Source organism: Parasutterella muris, assembly GCF_943193095.1.
Classification (GTDB): Bacteria; Pseudomonadota; Gammaproteobacteria; order Burkholderiales; family Burkholderiaceae_F; genus Parasutterella; species Parasutterella muris.
The window spans coordinates 40109-57586 of the sequence record NZ_CALPCV010000011.1; the positions used below are offsets into that span (position 1 = coordinate 40109).

The following is a 17478-nucleotide window of genomic DNA, read 5'->3' on the forward strand; positions in this document are numbered from 1 at the left end:
ACTGAACCGACTTTTTAACAAGGGTTTTAAACCGACATGAATCACGATCGCATACTTATTCTTGACTTTGGAAGCCAGGTGACGCAGCTTATCGCGCGCCGGGTCCGTGAGGCTCACGTTTACTGTGAAGTCCATTCCTGTGAGGTTACGGACGAATTCATTCGTGAATTCAAGCCGACCGGCATTATTCTTTCCGGCTCTCACATGAGTGCGTACGAAGAATCCACCGATGAAGCGCCGAAAACGGTTTTTGAGATGGGCGTACCTGTCCTCGGCATTTGCTACGGCATGCAGACGATGGCGATGCAGCTTGGCGGCAAAGTTGAGAGCGGTGCTCAGAGAGAATTCGGCTATGCCGAAGTCCGTGAGCACGGTCACACAAAGCTTCTTGAGAACCTGTATGACTTCATTGATGACGACGGTCACAACTATCTCAAGGTTTGGATGAGCCACGGCGACAAAGTGACGCAGATGCCGGAAGGATTCAAACTGATGTGTTCCACACCGACTTGTCCGATTGCCGGCATGGCTGACGAGGAGAGAGGTTTTTATGCGGTTCAGTTCCACCCGGAAGTGACGCATACGGAAAAGGGCCGTCAGATTCTTGAAAACTTTGTGCTTCGTATCTGCAAAGCCAATCCTGATTGGGTAATGGGCAACTTTGCAGTTGAGGCGGTTGAGAAGATTCGCGCCCAGGTTGGCGAAGATGAAGTTATTTTAGGTTTGTCCGGCGGTGTTGATTCCTCCGTGACTGCAGCTTTGATTCACAAAGCGATCGGTGAACAGCTGACTTGTGTCTTTGTTGACAACGGTCTTCTGCGTCTGCATGAAAGAGAGCAGGTTGCTCAGACATTCCGTGAGAATATGGGCATGAAGCTTGTTGTTGTCGATGCATCCGATCGCTTCATGGCGGCGCTTGACGGTGTGACGGATCCGGAAGCCAAGCGCAAGATTATCGGCCGACTGTTTGTTGAAGTTTTCCAGGAGGAGGCGGCGAAGCTTCCTCGCGCCAAATGGCTTGCTCAGGGCACGATTTATCCGGACGTGATTGAATCCAACGGCGCGAAGACTAAGAAAGCCCAGACGATTAAGTCTCATCATAATGTCGGCGGTTTGCCGGACACGCTTCATCTGAAGCTGCTTGAGCCGCTTAGAGAGCTGTTTAAGGATGAAGTTCGCGAGCTTGGTATTGAGCTTGGTCTTCCGGCTGAGATGGTATATCGCCATCCGTTCCCCGGTCCCGGCCTTGGCGTTCGAATTTTAGGTGCTATTAAGCGTGAGTATGCAGATCTGCTGCGTGAAGCCGATGCGATTTTCATTGAAGAGCTGCGTGCGGCGGACTGGTATGACAAGGTCAGCCAGGCGTTCGTTGTTTTCCTGCCGGTCAAGAGTGTCGGCGTTATGGGCGACGGCCGTACCTATGACTGGGTGGTCAGCCTGCGTGCTGTTCAGACAAGCGACTTCATGACTGCGAAATGGGCCAATCTCCCCTATGAACTCTTAGGGAAGGTATCCAACAGAATTATTAATGAAGTGAAGGGTATTAATCGCGTCGTATACGACGTATCCGGAAAACCCCCTGCAACCATTGAATGGGAATAACTAAATCGGGTTTTTAGTCGTTTTCTAGTATTTCAGGGTGTTTCAAAAAAGCACCCTTTTTTATTTCTAAAATCAATAAATTATCCGTCCTTTCGGTTTCATTATTTTTCTGTTTGTTCGTCTACTTTCCTCAGCATTACAAATAAATTTTCATGGTTTATTTGATGGTCTTACGACAGAAAAATCATCAAACCATCGTAACATGATGATGTTTCTACAAAAAAATAGTGTTTTCTGATGGTTTGGAGCTCCGACATGCTGACTGATAAAAAGATCAACCAATTGACACCGAAAGAGATGCAATACAAGTTCGCCGATCGCGAGGGCCTTTATTTGCTCGTCTATCCGACCTGTAAAATTTAACTATCGCTATAACAATCGCCAGGAGCCACTGAACATAGGCAGTTATGGCAAAATCAGAGGCCTAGGCGAGTAAAAAACTTGTGCAGCCGGCGGCTGCTAAGCGTTTGCCTCTTGTTACACACGCTGGGTTAAACGGGCAGAATGCGCTTATGACCTGAATCAAATCAAGAAAGTCCGAATATCGGGACTTTGTTTTTATTGCTAAAACTTATTGTTTCTGAAACGCTTCTCTTCACCTAGGATTTCCTTAAAAAGTGGTATACACGCATATAAGGAAATAGTCGTCGTATTGAGTGCGTGTTTTGTTAAACAGAATTTGCACACAATGGAGTAGCATAAGATACCCATAAAAGACAAACCAACATCTTAAAAAACCGCGGTCAACAATATTTTCAGTTGGGCAATGCCCCTCTAAACCCAAAAGAACTGAGCCTGAGAGCAAAAGCTATAACTTTTTCGGGAAATAAAATACTTGAGATTTCTTACAAAATGTCAAATACTGTCTGGATAGTCCGATAAAAGTCCAGACTGTTCTTGTATTTGTTTCTAGTTGGGAGGATGCAGTGGACGTTATTGAGAGGTTCGTGAACCTGTCTATTCGCACTGGTTCGTCTTTGGATGATTTGGCAAAGCAGCCGGAAAATCTTAACTGTGTGCTTTCAGTGTTCAGGGCTTGCTGCGACTGCAGCACAAAACCCACAAAGGCAGAAGCGGAAGCCTTCCTTTCCGCAGCAGGCAGCTGGCTAAGCGTGACAGCCGACAAACTCGCACAGGACAGCTTGAAATTAACTGCACCTCTGCAGGCAAAAATCAGTTTGGTCAATTTGACAAGACGCGTTGATGAGCGACGCCGCGAAATTCGCGAAGAACGCCGACGCCGTGCTCTGGAAATGGAAGAAGTAAAGAGAGCATCTCGAGTGGATACAAGCCGGGATGTAGAATTTATGAGCGAAGCGCTCGCTGAGGCTCATAAGGCTATGCTGGAAGGAGAGGTGCCCGTCGGTGCGGTGGTTGTCGATCCGCAGGGAAAAATTGTCGGCCGCGGACATAACCGCGTCATTTCAGATAAAGATCCTTCGGCGCATGCGGAAATCCTTGCGCTCAGAGACGCCGCGCGAACAACCGAGAACTACCGTTTGGAAGACTGCTCGCTCTACGTCACGCTAGAACCCTGTCCGATGTGCTCGGGCGCCATAATCGGCGCGCGCCTCAGCAGATTGGTCTACGGCGCTAAAGACGATAAGGCCGGAGCGGTCGATAGTGTGGTAAAACTGTTTAAGATAGATCGGCTTAACCACCATACGAGAGTGACCGGCGGCGTACTTCAGGATCAGAGCCTTCAGCTGCTCCGTGATTTTTTTGCCAGATTAAGACAGATTCGTGGGAGAAAGAGTGAATAGAGTTGGGATTACAGCACCGTCCGGTAATGTCCTGGATATAGAGGCCGTAGAACGTGCGAGGGCATTGTTCGAAGGGAGAGGTTGGGATGTAACAGTCGGGGAATCGGTCTATTCAAGTTCTATGAGATTTGGCGGCAGCAGTGAATCGGCGCGGACTTCAGACTTTAACCATATGTGCATGAAGGAGGAGCTCGTTCTCTGCGCCAGAGGCGGTTACGGCTTTTCAAGAATTCTGCCGGGCGTCGATTTTTCAGTGATCGCGCAAAAAGGCACTTGGGTGGCCGGATTCTCCGATATCACTTTCTTCTCTCTGGCATACCTTGCGCTCACCGGCGGAAAAAGCCTGCAGGCCCCGACGGCTTCCGTGCTCGGCAACCTTGAATGCGATCCTTATACCATCGAGACGTTCTTTAATGTGCTCGGCGCGACGGACTATACACTGGATTTTCATACTCCGTTCCATGATTTCGAAACCGAAGGAAAACTCTGGGGCGGCAACCTTTCTATCCTTTGCGCTGCTTTAGGCACGCCGTATTTCCCCAGAATCAAGGGCGGGATCCTATTCGTTGAAGATGTGGATGAGCCGGCTTATAAAATCGAACGTAACTTAAATCAGCTGATTCAGTCAGGCGTTATTGAAAATCAGAAAGCGGTCCTTCTCGGGGATTTCTCTCGAGTCAGGCGATCAGCGCATGATTTCGGATATGGTTTGGACGAAGCGCTGAGTTTTGCTTCTATGCATACTTCGACGCCTTTTATTTCAGGCCTGCCGTTTGGACATAAGATGAAAATGGCAACGCTCGTCGTTGGGGCGCAGTCAGTGCTTTCAATACGCAGCCATAAGGCGCTTCTGACCATGAAGGGCTGCCCCGCGTTCAGAGAAAGGATTCGTTTGTGAAGAACGGACTGCTAAGAAGATTTCGACACGTATTTGAGCCGGACCCTCCGGAGAATAATCATATTCATCTCAATTACAGCTCTGAGCAGCTGAGAAAAAAAGTCGAATTCCGTCAGCTCGCAATCCTGAAACACAGAACAACGGCAGTAGTCGCGATTCGAATGCTGCTGATCCTTATTTTCTCGGGTGTCTGCTGGAAGTACGTCGGCGGCTGGGTTATGGGGCTCTGGCTCGGGTTTGCGCTGATGCATACACTGGCCAGCATGAAGTCTGCGGATGATTTTTTTAATGAGATCGAGCCGGAAAAGAAGTTCAGATATTGGAGAAACCGCTCTCTTCAGATGATTATCGTATCGGGACTGTCCGTGGGGTTTGCCGGGTTCTATTTCATGATTCCCGACAACGTCATTGTGGAAATGGTCCTTCTTGCCTTGGTTGTGGGCGTCACTTTCGGAAGCATCCCGCTCTATGCGATCTGGCCGCCCGCGCTGTGGGCTTATGTACCCTGTACACTGCTTCCGACCTTCGTCAAGCTTTTTATTATTTACGAGACGCCCTGGTTCGTCGCGGTCTTCTGGTCTGCCGTTCTGCTTTTAATCATCTTCTATTTCGGAGCACGTCTGAATTCCATTTACACGCAGGGTATTTATCGAGCCTTTGAGCGCGAATACCTGATGGAGCAGCTGATCTATCAGCGGCAGCGCGCGGATTATGTCCGAGAAGCGGCGGAAATGGAAATCAATTCCAGAACGAAATTTTTTGCCGGAGCTAATCACGACCTGCGTCAGCCGCTTCAGGCAATGGGGATCTTTATTTCCGTCCTCGAAAGTCAGGCCGATGATCAGACCCGACCGATCGTGGAAGGTCTTTCTAAGGCGTGCCATTCAGTATCGACTCTGGTGGATCAGATTTTGATGATCTCAAAGTTGGATTCAAAAACCATCAAAATCAATCCGATTCGCTTTTCGCTTCAGGAACTGTTCGCCGAACTCGAAGCCGAATTTGAACCGCAGTGCCGAAACAAGGGACTTTCTTTGGAAGTGCAGAGCGTTCCCGCCGATATTGTCACGGATGAGCAGCTTCTGGAACGAGTGATTCGTAATCTGCTCGGAAACGCGGTCCGGTATACCAGCAGCGGAATGCTTCTGCTTCGCAGCAAGATCAGCCGAAAGAACACGCTCATCATTACGGTTTCCGATACCGGATGTGGTATCAGCCCCGAAGAGAGAGAAAAACTGTTCCAGGCTTATTATCGAGGCGCGGGCGGTTTTAAGGCTAAAGAGGGCTTTGGCCTCGGTCTGTCCGTGGTTAAGAAAATCTGTGAGCTTTTGAGCATTGACATTAAAGTGATATCTAAGGTCGGGAAGGGATCGATTTTCCGCTTGGAACTTCCTTTGAGAGCACAGACATCAAAAGAAAGCTCTCCGGCTAAACCTCAGACGCTGAACCTGCGTCCGCTCGACGGCACTCGGATCCTTGTTATTGAAGACGACCGATTGATTCGAGAAAGCCTTAAGACACTTTTGGAAGGCTGGGGATGTGTCGTAAGGACCGCAGAATTTTATGATGCCGAATTGGCGGCAAAACTGGTTCACGAGTCTCCGATTGATCTGATATTTTCAGACTTCAATCTGGGCCCGGAACATATGACCGGTCTGCAGTCGATCTTTAGGATTCGCTCGGCGCTTGGTCGGCGAATTCCCGCGATTGTGAGCACGGCCGCGCCGCGTGACGCGGTAATCTCTCAGTATGAGGAGGAAACGGAAGGACTGAATTTCTCCGACTCCGCCGTCGACCTGATGGAAATGCCGCTGCTGCTTCAGAAACCGATCTCCCCGCACGAGATTAATCGGGCGATTCATCGTCTGCTTGATAAAAAGTAAACATATCTCTCGCAGAGAAGAATATTTGAGTTATATTGAATTTTCTTCCAACAGAAGATAAAAAACTCTCAGCCGAATTTCCACAACAAAAGAAGGCTGACAGTCTGCTGATATCCCGAGACTCGATCACAAATCCGGTGTTCGGACTCCAATCAATTTCCCACGGACTTTGAAAGGACTTTTCCAAATGAAAAAAGAAGAGGCGGGAAGGACCGCCGAAAAACTCAACGGCTCGGACATCTTTGTCCGCGCTTTGGCAGAAGAAGGTGTTGAATACGTGTTCGGATATCCGGGCGGCAGCGTACTGAATATCTTCGATGCTATTTACAAACAGAATAAATTCAAACACATTTTGGTTCGTCACGAGCAGGGCGCGGTTCATGCGGCTGACGCATACGCCAGAGCTTCCAATAAAGTCGGCGTCGCACTGGTGACGAGCGGACCCGGAGCGACCAACGCCGTAACCGGCATCGCGACGGCACATTCTGACAGTATCCCGATGGTTGTCTTTACCGGTCAGGTCAATACGGCCGCGATTGGACAGGACGCGTTCCAGGAAGTCGATATTGTCGGCATCACAAGACCGTGCGTAAAACACAATTTCCTTGTTAAAGACGTACGCGATCTTGCTCCGATTATTAAAAAAGCCTTTTATATTGCTAAGACAGGACGACCTGGCCCTGTCCTTATTGATATCCCGAAAGATGTCTCTGCAGCGATCACCGAATACAACTATCCGGAAAACGTCGAACTGCGCTCCTATAAGCCGGTGCTGAAGGGACACCTCGGTCAGATCAAAAAAGCGCTTCAGATCATTCTTAAATCCGAAAGACCGCTTCTTCATATCGGCGGCGGTGTCGTTTCGGCAAATGCGAGCGAAATGCTGCAGAGATTTGCCTACGAGCTCGGCGTACCGGTGAACTCCACTTTAATGGGACTCGGCGCAATGCCTTCCAATGATAAGAAGTTCCTCGGCATGGTCGGCATGCACGGCACTTACGAAGCGAATATGGCGATGCAGAACTGCGACTGTCTGGTCGTTATCGGCGCTCGCTTCGATGACCGAGTGGTCGGACTGCCGTCTAATTTCTCGCAGGATAAGCGCACGATTATTCATATTGACGTGGATCCTTCGACAATTTCCAAACGAGTGAAGGTTGATATCCCCATTGTCGGCGATGTCAAGGAAGTTCTCGCCGATATGCTGACGCTGCTTGATCAGAAACCGGAGCGGCCCGATCCTGAAAAAATGGCGGCGTGGCAGAATCGGATTAAACAGTGGCGCGACGTCAACTGCTTAAGTTACGAAAATAGCGATAAGGTCATCAAGCCCCAGTTCGTGCTTGAAAAGCTTCAGGAAATCGGCGGCGACGACATGATCGTGGCAAGCGACGTGGGCCAGCATCAGATGTGGTGCGCTCAGTTCCTGAAATTCCGTAAACCCCGTCACTGGCTGAGTTCAGGCGGCCTCGGAACGATGGGTGTGGGACTGCCGTATGCGATCGGCGCTTGTGTCGCGGCTCCTGGCAAACGCGTTGTGTGCGTGACAGGAGACGGCTCTATTCAAATGAATATTCAGGAATTAGCGACCGCTAAGCAGCTCGGCATTGCTCCGAAAATTATTCTTCTGAACAACAACTACCTCGGTATGGTGCGTCAGTGGCAGGAACTCGAGTACGACGGCCGCTATTCACACTCGCATATGGAGGTCACACCGGACTTTAAGGCGCTTGCCGAAGCTTACGGACATGTCGGCATCGTTGTTGATAAGCCTTCGGAAGTAGAGACCGCCCTGAAGGATGCGTTCGGAAAATATAAGGATCAGCTAGTGTTTATCGATATTCATGTCGATCCGACCGAAAATGTTTGGCCGATGGTTAAGGCCGGTCACGGTCTTACGGAAATGATCCTAGGCTCGGAGAAAATCTAATGAATCGTCACGTCTTATCTATTCTTTTGGAAAACGAACCGGGCGCACTTTCCCGGGTCGTCGGGCTCTTTTCAGCCCGCGGCTACAGCATCGATTCTTTGACCGTCGCCCCGACGGAGGATAAAAGCGTTTCACGCATGACCATCGCCAGTATCGGCAACGACGAACTGATTGAGCAGATCACGAAGCATCTGAATCGTCTGATCGAAGTCATTAAGGTGGTGGATTTAACCGAAGGGGAATACGCCGAGCGCGAGCTTATGCTGATTAAGGTCAGAGCGCTGGGCAAGGACCGCGAAGAGATGAAGCCTCTGAATGATATTTTCAGAGGCAGAATTATCGATGTGACCGATAAGACTTATACAATTGAGCTCACGGGAAATTCTGAAAAGCTCGACGCCTTCATTAAGGCGGTCGACCCCGAATCCGTCTTGGAAATGGTTCGCACCGGCTCCTGCGGAATCGGCCGTGGCGATAGAATACTGAAACTGTAACGAATTGACTTACCTAAGGATTAAGTCACTTATTAAAGAGGAAAAAAATGAAAGTTTATTACGATAAAGACGCAGATCTTTCTCTTATCAAAGGCAAGAAAGTCGCAATCATCGGCTACGGCTCTCAGGGCCACGCCCACGCTCTGAATCTTCACGATTCCGGCGTTGATGTTGTCGTCGGCGTTCGTCCGAACGGCGCTTCCTGGAAGAAAGCTCAGGCTGCCGGCCTGAAAGTTGCAAGCATCGAAGATGCAACAAAAGACGCCGATGTCGTCATGATCCTTCTTCCGGACGAATTTATCGCCGATGTCTACAAAAAACAGGTTGAACCGAACCTGAAGGAAGGCGCTGCTCTGGCTTTCGCTCACGGCTTTAACATCCATTACGGTCAGGTCACTCCGAGAGACGATCTTGACGTTTGGATGGTTGCTCCGAAAGCTCCGGGACACACAGTTCGCCGTACATACACCGAAGGATCCGGCGTTCCTCAGCTGATTGCTGTTTATCAGGATAAATCCGGCAAGGCCCGCGAAGTCGCCATGTCTTACGCTGCCGCCAACGGCGCCGGCAAAGCAGGCATCATCGAAACCACATTCAAAGAAGAGACCGAAACCGACCTCTTCGGCGAACAGTGCGTTCTCTGCGGCGGTATCGCTGAACTCATCAAGATGGGCTTTGAAACTTTGGTTGAAGCCGGCTACGCTCCCGAAATGGCTTACTTCGAATGCTGCCATGAAATGAAGCTGATCGTTGATCTGATTTATGAAGGCGGTCTTGCCGACATGAACTACTCGATTTCCAATAACGCTGAATTCGGCGGCTATGTCACCGGCCCGCGTGTTGTTGCCGATGAAGCCCGCGCCGCTATGCGTCAGGCTCTGAAGAACATTCAGAACGGTTCCTACGCTAAGGAATTCCTCCTTGAAAACAAGGTCGGCGCTCCGATGCTTCGTTCTATCCGTGCTCAGACTGCGGCTCATCCGATTGAAGTCGTCGGCGCTCGCCTGCGCGGCATGATGCCCTTCATCTCTGCTCATCGTCATATCGACCGCAGCAAGAACTAATCAAAGGCGTTTTGCTTAAATAAAAAATCAGCGGCCCAACGAGGCCGCTGATTTTTTGGAATGAATTGAGCGTTATTCCAAATTCTGAATTTGCTCACGCATCGATTCAATCACCAGTTTCAGATTGACGGAGGTCTGCGTCATATCAATAGAAGCGGCTTTGCTTCCAAGCGTGTTGGCCTCACGATTTAATTCCTGCATTAAAAAGTCGAGTCTGCGTCCGACTGCGCCGCCTTTGTCTAAAACACGGCGAACTTCGCGCACATGGGTGCGAAGCCGCTCCATCTCTTCATTAACGTCAATCTTGATGCCGTAAAGCGTCACCTCCTGACGAATGCGGTCGTTGATTTCCTCTTTGGAGATCTGGCTGTTTTCCGAAAGTGTTTGCGTGAGCGCCTCATCAAGCCGCTCGACAAGCTTCTCTTTCATGGTGTGAAGAATCAGAGGAATTTTCGGTTCAAGCTCATCGACCAGCGCGTCGATCTGTCCGCAGTACTTCAAAAGAACGTTCTTCAGGGCTTCGCCTTCGCGCAGGCGGCTCTCCTTAAAGAGCTGCAGACAGTCGCGAACACCGGCCAAAATCGATTCTTCAAATTTTTCTTTATCCGTTTCGGGAGTTTCCAGAATTCCTTCAAACTGCAGAATGGCCGTTACGGATAATTTGGCCGCGTTAGGCGCCAGCGCAAGTACCTGCTCCTGCATGGAAAGAAGTTTAGAAAGCGCCTGTTCGTTGATATGAGAAGCGCTGATCGCGGAGGAAGCCGTAAGATTAAAGCGAACTTCAACTTTGCCTCTGGCGACGGTCGAGGCGACTAATTCGCGAATTTTAGGCTCAAACGGCCGAAACTCTTCCAGGCATCTGAAGCTGAAATCTAAAAAACGTGAATTGACAGAGCGGACATCAATATTTAATTCGCCAAGTTCGGTCTGAATCTTGACGTTTCCGTATCCTGTCATGCTGGAAACTGTACCCATGAAATTCTCCCAAACGGAAGCGCTGAAAAAAGTCGCTTCCTAACATTAGGTATGCATTGTAATCTCGCGGAGCGGTTAAAGGACCTTTTGTACCAGCTTTAGGGAGCCGTCAGTCGATGACGCGCGAGGCCTATAATGTCCGCAGCAGATAAGCGGCGTTTGCACGCGATACATTATCCGGAGAAAACAATGACCGAAGAGCTTCAGCTGAGACCGAGCGGAAGGAACCCATCCGAACTCCGTTCCGTTCGAATCACGCCAAACTGTAATAAATACGCGGAAGGATCCTGTCTGATCGAGATGGGGGATACGAAAGTCATCTGCACGGCAAGCGCGGATTTTCGCATTCCGTCCTGGATGGCCGAAAGCGGAAAAGGGTGGGTTACCGCTGAGTACGGCATGCTGCCGAGAGCGACCGGCACGAGAAACGACCGCGAGGCCGCTAAAGGAAAACAGAGCGGCAGAACTCAGGAGATTCAGAGACTCATCGGCCGCTCTCTGAGGGCGGCGGTTGATCTCTCAAAACTCGGCCCCATGACGCTGAAAATCGACTGTGATGTGATCCAGGCTGACGGAGGAACAAGATGCGCCTCTATCACCGGCGCCTATGTCGCGCTAGCGCTCGCTGTCGCAAAACTGCAGAAAGAGGGGCGCTTTGAAGAAAATCCGCTTTCCGCTCAGGTGGCGGCGCTCTCCGTGGGCATCTACAACGGTACTCCGGTCTGCGACCTTGACTATATCGAGGATTCTCACTGCGGAACGGATATGAATGTCGTCATGACAAACCAGGGCGGATTTGTAGAACTGCAGGGGACCGCCGAAGGTCGAGTCTTTACCCGTCAGGAGCTGAATCAGCTGCTCGATCTGGCCGAGAACGGTCTCTCTCAGCTTTTTGAATACCAGAGAAGCGCTATTGAAGAAGGAAAAGCCGCCAATGAATAGAAAGATCGTACTTGCAAGCAATAACAAGAAAAAAATGAAAGAAATGCAGGAGCTGCTTGCTCCGATGGGTGCCGAAGTGATCGCCCAGGGATCGCTAGGCATCCCGGCTGCGGAAGAACCCTTCTGCACATTTATGGAGAACGCGCTCGCCAAGGCACGCCACGCCGCAAAGCACAGCGGTCTGCCTGCGATCGCGGATGATTCCGGTATCTGTGCGGACGCATTAGGCGGCATGCCGGGTGTTTACAGCGCGCGATATGCGGGAGAGCCTTCGAATGATGCGGCAAACAACGCCAAACTCGTGAACGCGCTCAAGGGACACACTGATCGAAGCGCGCACTACGTATGCGTGCTCTGCGCGGTACGTTCTGCGGATGATCCGGAACCGCTGATCGCGATTGATTTCTGGGAAGGAGAGATCGCTGAAGAGCCCAAAGGCGAGGGCGGCTTTGGATATGATCCTTATTTCATCGTGGGTCCTGACGGCAGACGAGCTGCCGAGATGAGCGCTGAGGAAAAGAACACGGTGAGCCATCGCGGCAAAGCGATGCGCAGGATGAGCGAGCTTCTGCAGCGCCGCTGGGGTTGGAAGTTTTGAAGCCGATTCCTCTTTCTCTGTACATCCATTGGCCCTGGTGCCTGAAAAAATGTCCGTACTGTGACTTTAATTCACACGGGGTCAAAGGCGAAATATCGGAGCAGCGCTACACCGAGGCGATCTGTCGTTCCATGCGCGAACAAGTGCAGTTTGCTGCAGACAGACCTCTGGAAACTGTCTTCTTCGGAGGCGGCACGCCCTCTCTGATGTTGGCAGAGTCTCTGGAGAAAATTCTGGCCTGCGCTGATGAGACCTTCGGACTGGTGAGCGGCGCGGAGATTACGCTTGAATCCAATCCGGGAACATTTGAACTCGCTAAATTCAAAGACTTTAAATCAGCCGGCGTCAATCGGCTTTCTCTTGGCGTGCAGAGCTTTGAAGATCAAAAGCTTCGCTCGCTCGGCCGCGTGCACAATGCTCGGGAAGCCAAGGAAGCGGCGCTCGGAGTGCGCGAAATTTTTGACAACTTTAATCTCGACCTGATGTTCGGTCTGCCGAATCAAAGCTTGGAAGATCTCAAACAGGAACTGGCCTTTATCGCGCAGATTGATCCGCCGCATCTGTCCTATTACCAGCTGACTCTGGAGCCGAATACTTATTTTGCTAAATATCCGCCCGAAGGAATTCCTAATGAAGACACACTCGAGGATATGACCGAACTTATCGCGCAGTACACGACCGATCTCGCGCTTGAGCATTACGAGGTATCCGCATATGCCAAAAGCGGTCATCGGTGCCGGCATAACCTGAATTACTGGGGTTTCGGAGACTATCTTGCGGTCGGTCCGGGAGCGCACGGCAAGTACAGCCACGATAAAGAGATTCATCGCTTTTATAACTACAGGGATCCGGCGCGCTGGCTCCTCTGTCAGAACCGCGGAGAATCATTTGTCTCGCATACTGAAAAAGTTCCTTCTGAGGCGATTCCGTTTGAATTCATGCTGAACGTACTCAGACTTCGGGATGGGGTGCCGAGAGATTATTGGGAGCAGCGGGCGTTTGTCAGCTGGTCTGAAGTCGAGCCCGTTTGGCGAGTCCTTGAAAAGGACGGACTTGTTGAAGATCCTAAAAAGCGTATTTGCTGTACCGAAAAAGGGTGGCGGTATCTGAATGAGGTGCTGGAAGCTTTTTTGTGATGCACTAAATAAGCGCGCATCAAAAAAGTGCAGAAAAATCCGCATAAAGCACCAAAAAAGTGCATTATGGTGGAGATTTTCCAAAAACAGGAATAGACGCAGGGGAGCGGGCGTGATTTTTAGCGCGTCTTTTTTGGCACGCTTCTTGCTTATTCACCGGTGAAAACCAATTTATTCTTAGTTCTACCGATCTAAAGGAGATATCATGGCTAAGTCCATAGAAGATGTCATGCAGATGCTGACAGAAAACGACGTTAAGTTCGTTGACCTTCGATTTACAGATTTTATAGGCAAAGAGCAGCACGTTTCCGTTCCGGTGTCCGCTTTTGATGAAGACAAATTTGAGGAAGGCCATGCTTTTGACGGCTCTTCCATTACCGGCTGGAAGGGCATCGAAGCGAGCGACATGCTGCTGATGCCGCAGCCCTCAAGCGCACGCATGGATCCTTTTGCCGACGAAGGGCAGGAAACCCTGATCCTGACCTGCAGTGTTGTCGAACCTGCGACCGGCAAAGGCTATGACAGAGACCCGCGCAGCATCGCCAATCGCGCTGAAGCCTATCTGAAGAGCACCGGCATCGGCGATACCGCGTTCTTCGGCCCCGAACCCGAATTCTTTATTTTCAACGGCGTCAGCTGGGGCTGTGATATGAACCGCAGCTTCTTCAAGATCGAGTCCGATGAGGGCTTCTGGTCGAATGCCGACTCAATGGACGGCGCAAACGGCGGCCATCGTCCCAGAGTCAAAGGCGGCTATTTCCCGGTTGCTCCGGTGGATTCTTTAAACAGTGTCCGCGCCAGTATGTGCCTGCTTCTTGAACAGCAGGGTGTTCCCGTTGAGGTCCACCACCATGAAGTCGGCGGATGCGGTCAGTGCGAAATCGGTACTCTGTTCAGCACACTTACCGAAAGAGCCGACTGGACTCAGATTCTCAAGTACACCGTTTGGAACGTCGCAGCCGCCTACGGTATGACAGCAACCTTCATGCCCAAACCCGTCGTTGGCGATAACGGCTCCGGCATGCATGTTCATCAGTCCATTTGGAAGGACGGCAAGAACCTCTTCGCAGGCAACGGTTATGCAGGTCTCTCTGATCTCGCCCTTTATTACATCGGCGGCGTGATCAAACATGCCCGGGCTCTGAACGCGATTACCAATCCGACCACCAACAGCTATCGTCGTTTGGTTCCGGGTTTTGAAGCTCCGGTTAAGCTCGCTTATTCCGCACGCAACCGTTCCGCCTCTTTGCGTATCCCGTATGTGGCCAGCGAAAAGGCCCGCCGCGTTGAAGTTCGCTTCCCGGATCCGATGGCTAACCCCTATCTTGCCTTTGCCGCTCTGCTGATGGCCGGTATCGACGGTATCCAGAACAAGATCCATCCGGGCGAAGCCGCAGACAAGAATCTTTATGATCTTCCGCCTGAAGAAAACGCGAAGATCCCGACCGTCTGCTCTTCTTTGGAACAGGCGCTTGACGCGCTTGCTGATGATCACGCTTTCCTTACTGCCGGCGGAGTGTTTAGCGAGGACATGATTGCCGCTTACATCGATATGAAGCGTCAGGAAGTCACTCGTGTTCAGATGGCTGTTACACCTGAAGAATACGATATGTATTACTCCCTGTAATAGGGTCTCTCCGTCGTGAAGACGGACAAAACGAAGACCGAGCGAGGTTGAGATGAGCTTAGATAAATTGGATTTTGAAAGTTTTGATCTGCTTCGGCTCGGTCTAATTGTTTGCGATGAAAACGCGCGGATTCTTTACGCCAATACCACCGTTCAGTTTTATCTTGGCCAGAGCGCGAAACTTCTCAAGGATCGGTCGATATATACCGTACTGCCGTGTGCGGAACCGTGGATTCAAAACTATTACAAGCGTCCGGATGTTTCGTATCTGGTGCAGTCGGAACTCTGCGAGATGCTTCGGCCGCCTAAAGAGCCGAAGCAGGTTTTTGTGACTTGCCATCCGATGGCCGACGATCCGCGCTATCTTTTTTTTGAGATTTCTCCGGCAGCAAAAGCGCTTCTGATTTCCCACGAGCGCCACATGAACGAACTGTCGGAAAATACACGCCGGCTGCTGCGCAATCTAGCGCATGAAATCAAAAATCCGCTCGGAGGCATCAGAGGTGCCGCTCAGCTCTTAGAGACCGAATTGTCGGATCCGGAACAGAAAGAATATACGGAAGTCGTGATTAGCGAAGCGGATCGTCTGCAGTCGCTCGTCGATAAGCTGCTTGCGCCGTATCGGCAGTCATATAATCCCGCGCCGACCAATGTTCATGAAGTACTTGAGCGGGTACGCCTGCTGGTGGAAGCGGAATTTCAGGACAGACTGCAGATTGTCAGGGATTACGACATCAGTGCTCCGGAAATTACCGCTGACCGAGGTCAGCTCACGCAGATTTTTCTGAATCTGATGCGTAATGCGGCAGAAGCGCTTTCGGTACGGATGTGGGAGGGAACGGCTGAGATTCGACTGAAAACGCGTGTGGTGCACCATGTTTCGATCGGCGAAGAAATTAAAAAAGCTGCGCTGAATATTCATGTTATCGATAACGGTGAGGGGATTCCGCAGGAGCTTTTGGACAGCATTTTCTATCCGCTCGTAAGCGGCAAAGAGAAGGGGAGCGGACTCGGGCTCTCATTGGTCCAATCGTTCGTAGAGCGGCACGGCGGAACTATATCCGTCAGCAGCGAGAACGGGAAGACGGATTTCAGCATTCTCTTTCCGCTGAACGCCCAATAACAAGAAAAACGAGTCACTCGGAGAACCAGAATGAAAGATATTTGGATTGCGGACGACGATCGATCTATTCGATGGGTTTTAGAAAAAGCGCTGAAAAAAGCCGGCCTGCCGTGCAGGACTTTTTCTGAAGCGGACTCACTTCTGCTGGCACTTAAAACAGAACAGCCCTCCGTCATTCTGAGCGATATCCGCATGCCGGGAAAGAGCGGTCTGGAAATGCTGACCGAGATCAAGCGCGATTATCCGAAGCTTCCGGTCATTATCATGACCGCGTTCTCGGATCTTGACAGCGCGGTATCAAGTTTTCAGAGCGGCGCTTTTGAATATCTTCCGAAGCCCTTTGATATTGATAAAGCGGTTGAGCTTGTCCGCCGCGCTTCTGAAGAAAACGCTTCCGAAGAAGCCGCGCCCGAGCAGCAGGTGTCCGAAATAATCGGTAAAGCGAGCGCGATGCAGGATGTTTTTCGCGCTATCGGACGCCTTTCGCACAGTAAAGCCACCGTCCTTCTGACCGGAGAATCCGGTGCCGGTAAGGAAGTGGTTGCCAGAGCGCTTCACAAGCATAGTCCACGAGCCAAAGAGGCGTTTATCGCGCTCAATATGGCGGCGATTCCAAGAGATCTGATGGAGAGCGAACTTTTCGGTCACGAAAAAGGAGCCTTCACCGGCGCCAACAGTGTTCGCCACGGACGGTTCGAACAGGCTGAAGGCGGCACACTGTTTCTTGACGAAATCGGCGATATGCCGGCAGAGCTTCAGACACGCCTGCTTAGGGTGCTTTCTGACGGATACTATTATCGAGTCGGCGGCCATCAGGCGCTTAAAGCCAACGTCCGCATCATTGCGGCGACGCATCAGAATTTAGAGAACATGGTGCATGAGGGACGCTTCAGAGAAGACTTGTACCATCGTCTCAACGTCATCCGTATTCGTCTTCCTCCGCTTCGGGAACGCAAAGAGGATATTCCGCTTTTGATCGCGCATTTTTTGAAAAAGTCCTCTGAAAGTCTGGATGTTGAACAGAAAATTATGACGGCCGAAGCGATGGACTTTCTGAAGGAATTCCCTTTCCCGGGCAATGTGCGCCAGTTGGAAAACCTTTGCAATTGGCTCGTTGTGATGGCGCCGTCCCAGCATATTCAGCTGAGCGATCTTCCTGCGGAGATTCTTCAGTCGGCTCCCGCTAAAGCGGTCTCAGCGGCTCCTCTTGTCGGCGGAACCTGGCAGGACGGTTTGAGGGCGGCAGTTGAGGCGAAATTGAAGGAAGAAACGCCGGACCTGATGAAAGAACTCACTGACGCCTTCGAAACGGCGGTTATTGAAACCGCGCTTGAATTCACACACGGTCGCCGAGTGGAGGCCGCCTCCAGACTTGGTATCGGGCGCAATACCATTACACGCAAGATTGCGGAATTAAATCTTAAAACTGAGGATTAAGACGCC

Annotated in this window: 15 protein-coding genes; 14 read left to right on the forward strand and 1 reads right to left on the reverse strand. The window is 50.9% G+C overall.

Annotation, left to right across the window (positions count from 1 at the left end; translation table 11 throughout):
- The first annotated feature begins 36 nt into the window (after positions 1-36).
- The 8 genes from guaA (at position 37) to ilvC (ending at position 9634) form a co-directional block, all read left to right on the forward strand.
- Entirely contained in the window at positions 37-1602 is a 1566-nt protein-coding gene (gene guaA, locus NFR90_RS05600; RefSeq protein ID WP_251451335.1) for a glutamine-hydrolyzing GMP synthase, read from the forward strand.
- Between the two features lie 255 nt (positions 1603-1857).
- Entirely contained in the window at positions 1858-1965 is a 108-nt protein-coding gene (locus NFR90_RS05605; RefSeq protein WP_251451337.1) for an Arm DNA-binding domain-containing protein, read from the forward strand.
- Between the two features lie 563 nt (positions 1966-2528).
- The gene (tadA, locus tag NFR90_RS05610; protein WP_251451339.1) at positions 2529-3365 is read left to right on the forward strand and encodes a tRNA adenosine(34) deaminase TadA; all 837 of its coding nucleotides are present in this window, start codon (positions 2529-2531) and stop codon (positions 3363-3365) included.
- Positions 3358-4263 (forward strand): LD-carboxypeptidase, encoded by a 906-nt coding sequence (locus NFR90_RS05615; RefSeq protein WP_251451340.1) that lies wholly within the window; start codon positions 3358-3360, stop codon positions 4261-4263. Before tadA ends, NFR90_RS05615 begins: the two co-directional genes overlap by 8 nt.
- Positions 4260-6146, forward strand: a complete 1887-nt coding sequence (locus tag NFR90_RS05620) for a hybrid sensor histidine kinase/response regulator (protein ID WP_251451342.1) — start codon at positions 4260-4262, stop codon at positions 6144-6146. The genes NFR90_RS05615 and NFR90_RS05620 overlap by 4 nt, the downstream gene beginning before the upstream one ends.
- Positions 6147-6333: 187 nt before the next feature.
- Positions 6334-8076, forward strand: a complete 1743-nt coding sequence (gene ilvB / locus NFR90_RS05625; RefSeq protein WP_251451344.1) for a biosynthetic-type acetolactate synthase large subunit — start codon at positions 6334-6336, stop codon at positions 8074-8076.
- A complete protein-coding gene (ilvN, locus tag NFR90_RS05630) occupies positions 8076-8570 on the forward strand; it encodes an acetolactate synthase small subunit (RefSeq protein WP_251451346.1) in 495 nt (164 codons plus the stop codon). Before ilvB ends, ilvN begins: the two co-directional genes overlap by 1 nt.
- 47 nt (positions 8571-8617) lie before the next feature.
- Positions 8618-9634, forward strand: a complete 1017-nt coding sequence (gene ilvC, locus NFR90_RS05635; protein ID WP_160334104.1) for a ketol-acid reductoisomerase — start codon at positions 8618-8620, stop codon at positions 9632-9634.
- Between the two features lie 72 nt (positions 9635-9706).
- Here the strand turns inward: ilvC and NFR90_RS05640 are convergent, their stop codons facing one another.
- Positions 9707-10609 carry a YicC/YloC family endoribonuclease gene (locus NFR90_RS05640; RefSeq protein WP_160334103.1) on the reverse strand — a complete coding sequence of 301 codons (903 nt, stop codon included), beginning with the start codon at positions 10607-10609 and terminating at the stop codon, positions 9707-9709.
- 189 nt (positions 10610-10798) lie between these two features.
- On the opposite strand from NFR90_RS05640, the gene rph reads away from it, so the two are divergent.
- The 6 genes from rph to ntrC all read left to right on the forward strand — a co-directional run bounded on the left by rph (position 10799) and on the right by ntrC (position 17472).
- Positions 10799-11551, forward strand: coding sequence for a ribonuclease PH (rph, locus tag NFR90_RS05645; protein WP_277612797.1), 753 nt, complete (start codon positions 10799-10801; stop codon positions 11549-11551).
- A complete protein-coding gene (gene rdgB / locus NFR90_RS05650) occupies positions 11544-12149 on the forward strand; it encodes an RdgB/HAM1 family non-canonical purine NTP pyrophosphatase (protein WP_251451353.1) in 606 nt (201 codons plus the stop codon). The genes rph and rdgB overlap by 8 nt, the downstream gene beginning before the upstream one ends.
- The gene (hemW, locus tag NFR90_RS05655; RefSeq protein ID WP_251451355.1) at positions 12146-13285 is read left to right on the forward strand and encodes a radical SAM family heme chaperone HemW; all 1140 of its coding nucleotides are present in this window, start codon (positions 12146-12148) and stop codon (positions 13283-13285) included. Before rdgB ends, hemW begins: the two co-directional genes overlap by 4 nt.
- Positions 13286-13490: 205 nt before the next feature.
- On the forward strand, positions 13491-14912 hold the full coding sequence (glnA, locus tag NFR90_RS05660) for a type I glutamate--ammonia ligase (protein ID WP_160334099.1): 1422 nt from the start codon (positions 13491-13493) through the stop codon (positions 14910-14912).
- Positions 14913-14964: 52 nt separating this feature from the next.
- Positions 14965-16035: a nitrogen regulation protein NR(II) gene (gene glnL, locus NFR90_RS05665; protein ID WP_251451357.1), complete on the forward strand. Its 1071-nt coding sequence runs from the start codon at positions 14965-14967 to the stop codon at positions 16033-16035.
- 30 nt (positions 16036-16065) lie between these two features.
- Positions 16066-17472: a nitrogen regulation protein NR(I) gene (gene ntrC, locus NFR90_RS05670; RefSeq protein ID WP_251451358.1), complete on the forward strand. Its 1407-nt coding sequence runs from the start codon at positions 16066-16068 to the stop codon at positions 17470-17472.
- Positions 17473-17478 lie beyond the last annotated feature (6 nt).

Bases quoted from the DNA above. Each gene is read 5' to 3' on its own strand.
- ilvC (WP_160334104.1), top strand. From the start codon at position 8,618: ATGAAAGTTTATTACGATAAAGACGCAGATCTTTCTCTTATCAAAGGC.
- glnA (WP_160334099.1), top strand. From the start codon at position 13,491: ATGGCTAAGTCCATAGAAGATGTCATGCAGATGCTGACAGAAAACGAC.
- glnL (WP_251451357.1), top strand. From the start codon at position 14,965: ATGAGCTTAGATAAATTGGATTTTGAAAGTTTTGATCTGCTTCGGCTC.
- ilvB (WP_251451344.1), top strand. From the start codon at position 6,334: ATGAAAAAAGAAGAGGCGGGAAGGACCGCCGAAAAACTCAACGGCTCG.
- rdgB (WP_251451353.1), top strand. From the start codon at position 11,544: ATGAATAGAAAGATCGTACTTGCAAGCAATAACAAGAAAAAAATGAAA.
- rph (WP_277612797.1), top strand. From the start codon at position 10,799: ATGACCGAAGAGCTTCAGCTGAGACCGAGCGGAAGGAACCCATCCGAA.
- NFR90_RS05640 (WP_160334103.1), bottom strand. From the start codon at position 10,609: ATGGGTACAGTTTCCAGCATGACAGGATACGGAAACGTCAAGATTCAG.
- ntrC (WP_251451358.1), top strand. From the start codon at position 16,066: ATGAAAGATATTTGGATTGCGGACGACGATCGATCTATTCGATGGGTT.
- ilvN (WP_251451346.1), top strand. From the start codon at position 8,076: ATGAATCGTCACGTCTTATCTATTCTTTTGGAAAACGAACCGGGCGCA.
- NFR90_RS05605 (WP_251451337.1), top strand. From the start codon at position 1,858: ATGCTGACTGATAAAAAGATCAACCAATTGACACCGAAAGAGATGCAA.
- guaA (WP_251451335.1), top strand. From the start codon at position 37: ATGAATCACGATCGCATACTTATTCTTGACTTTGGAAGCCAGGTGACG.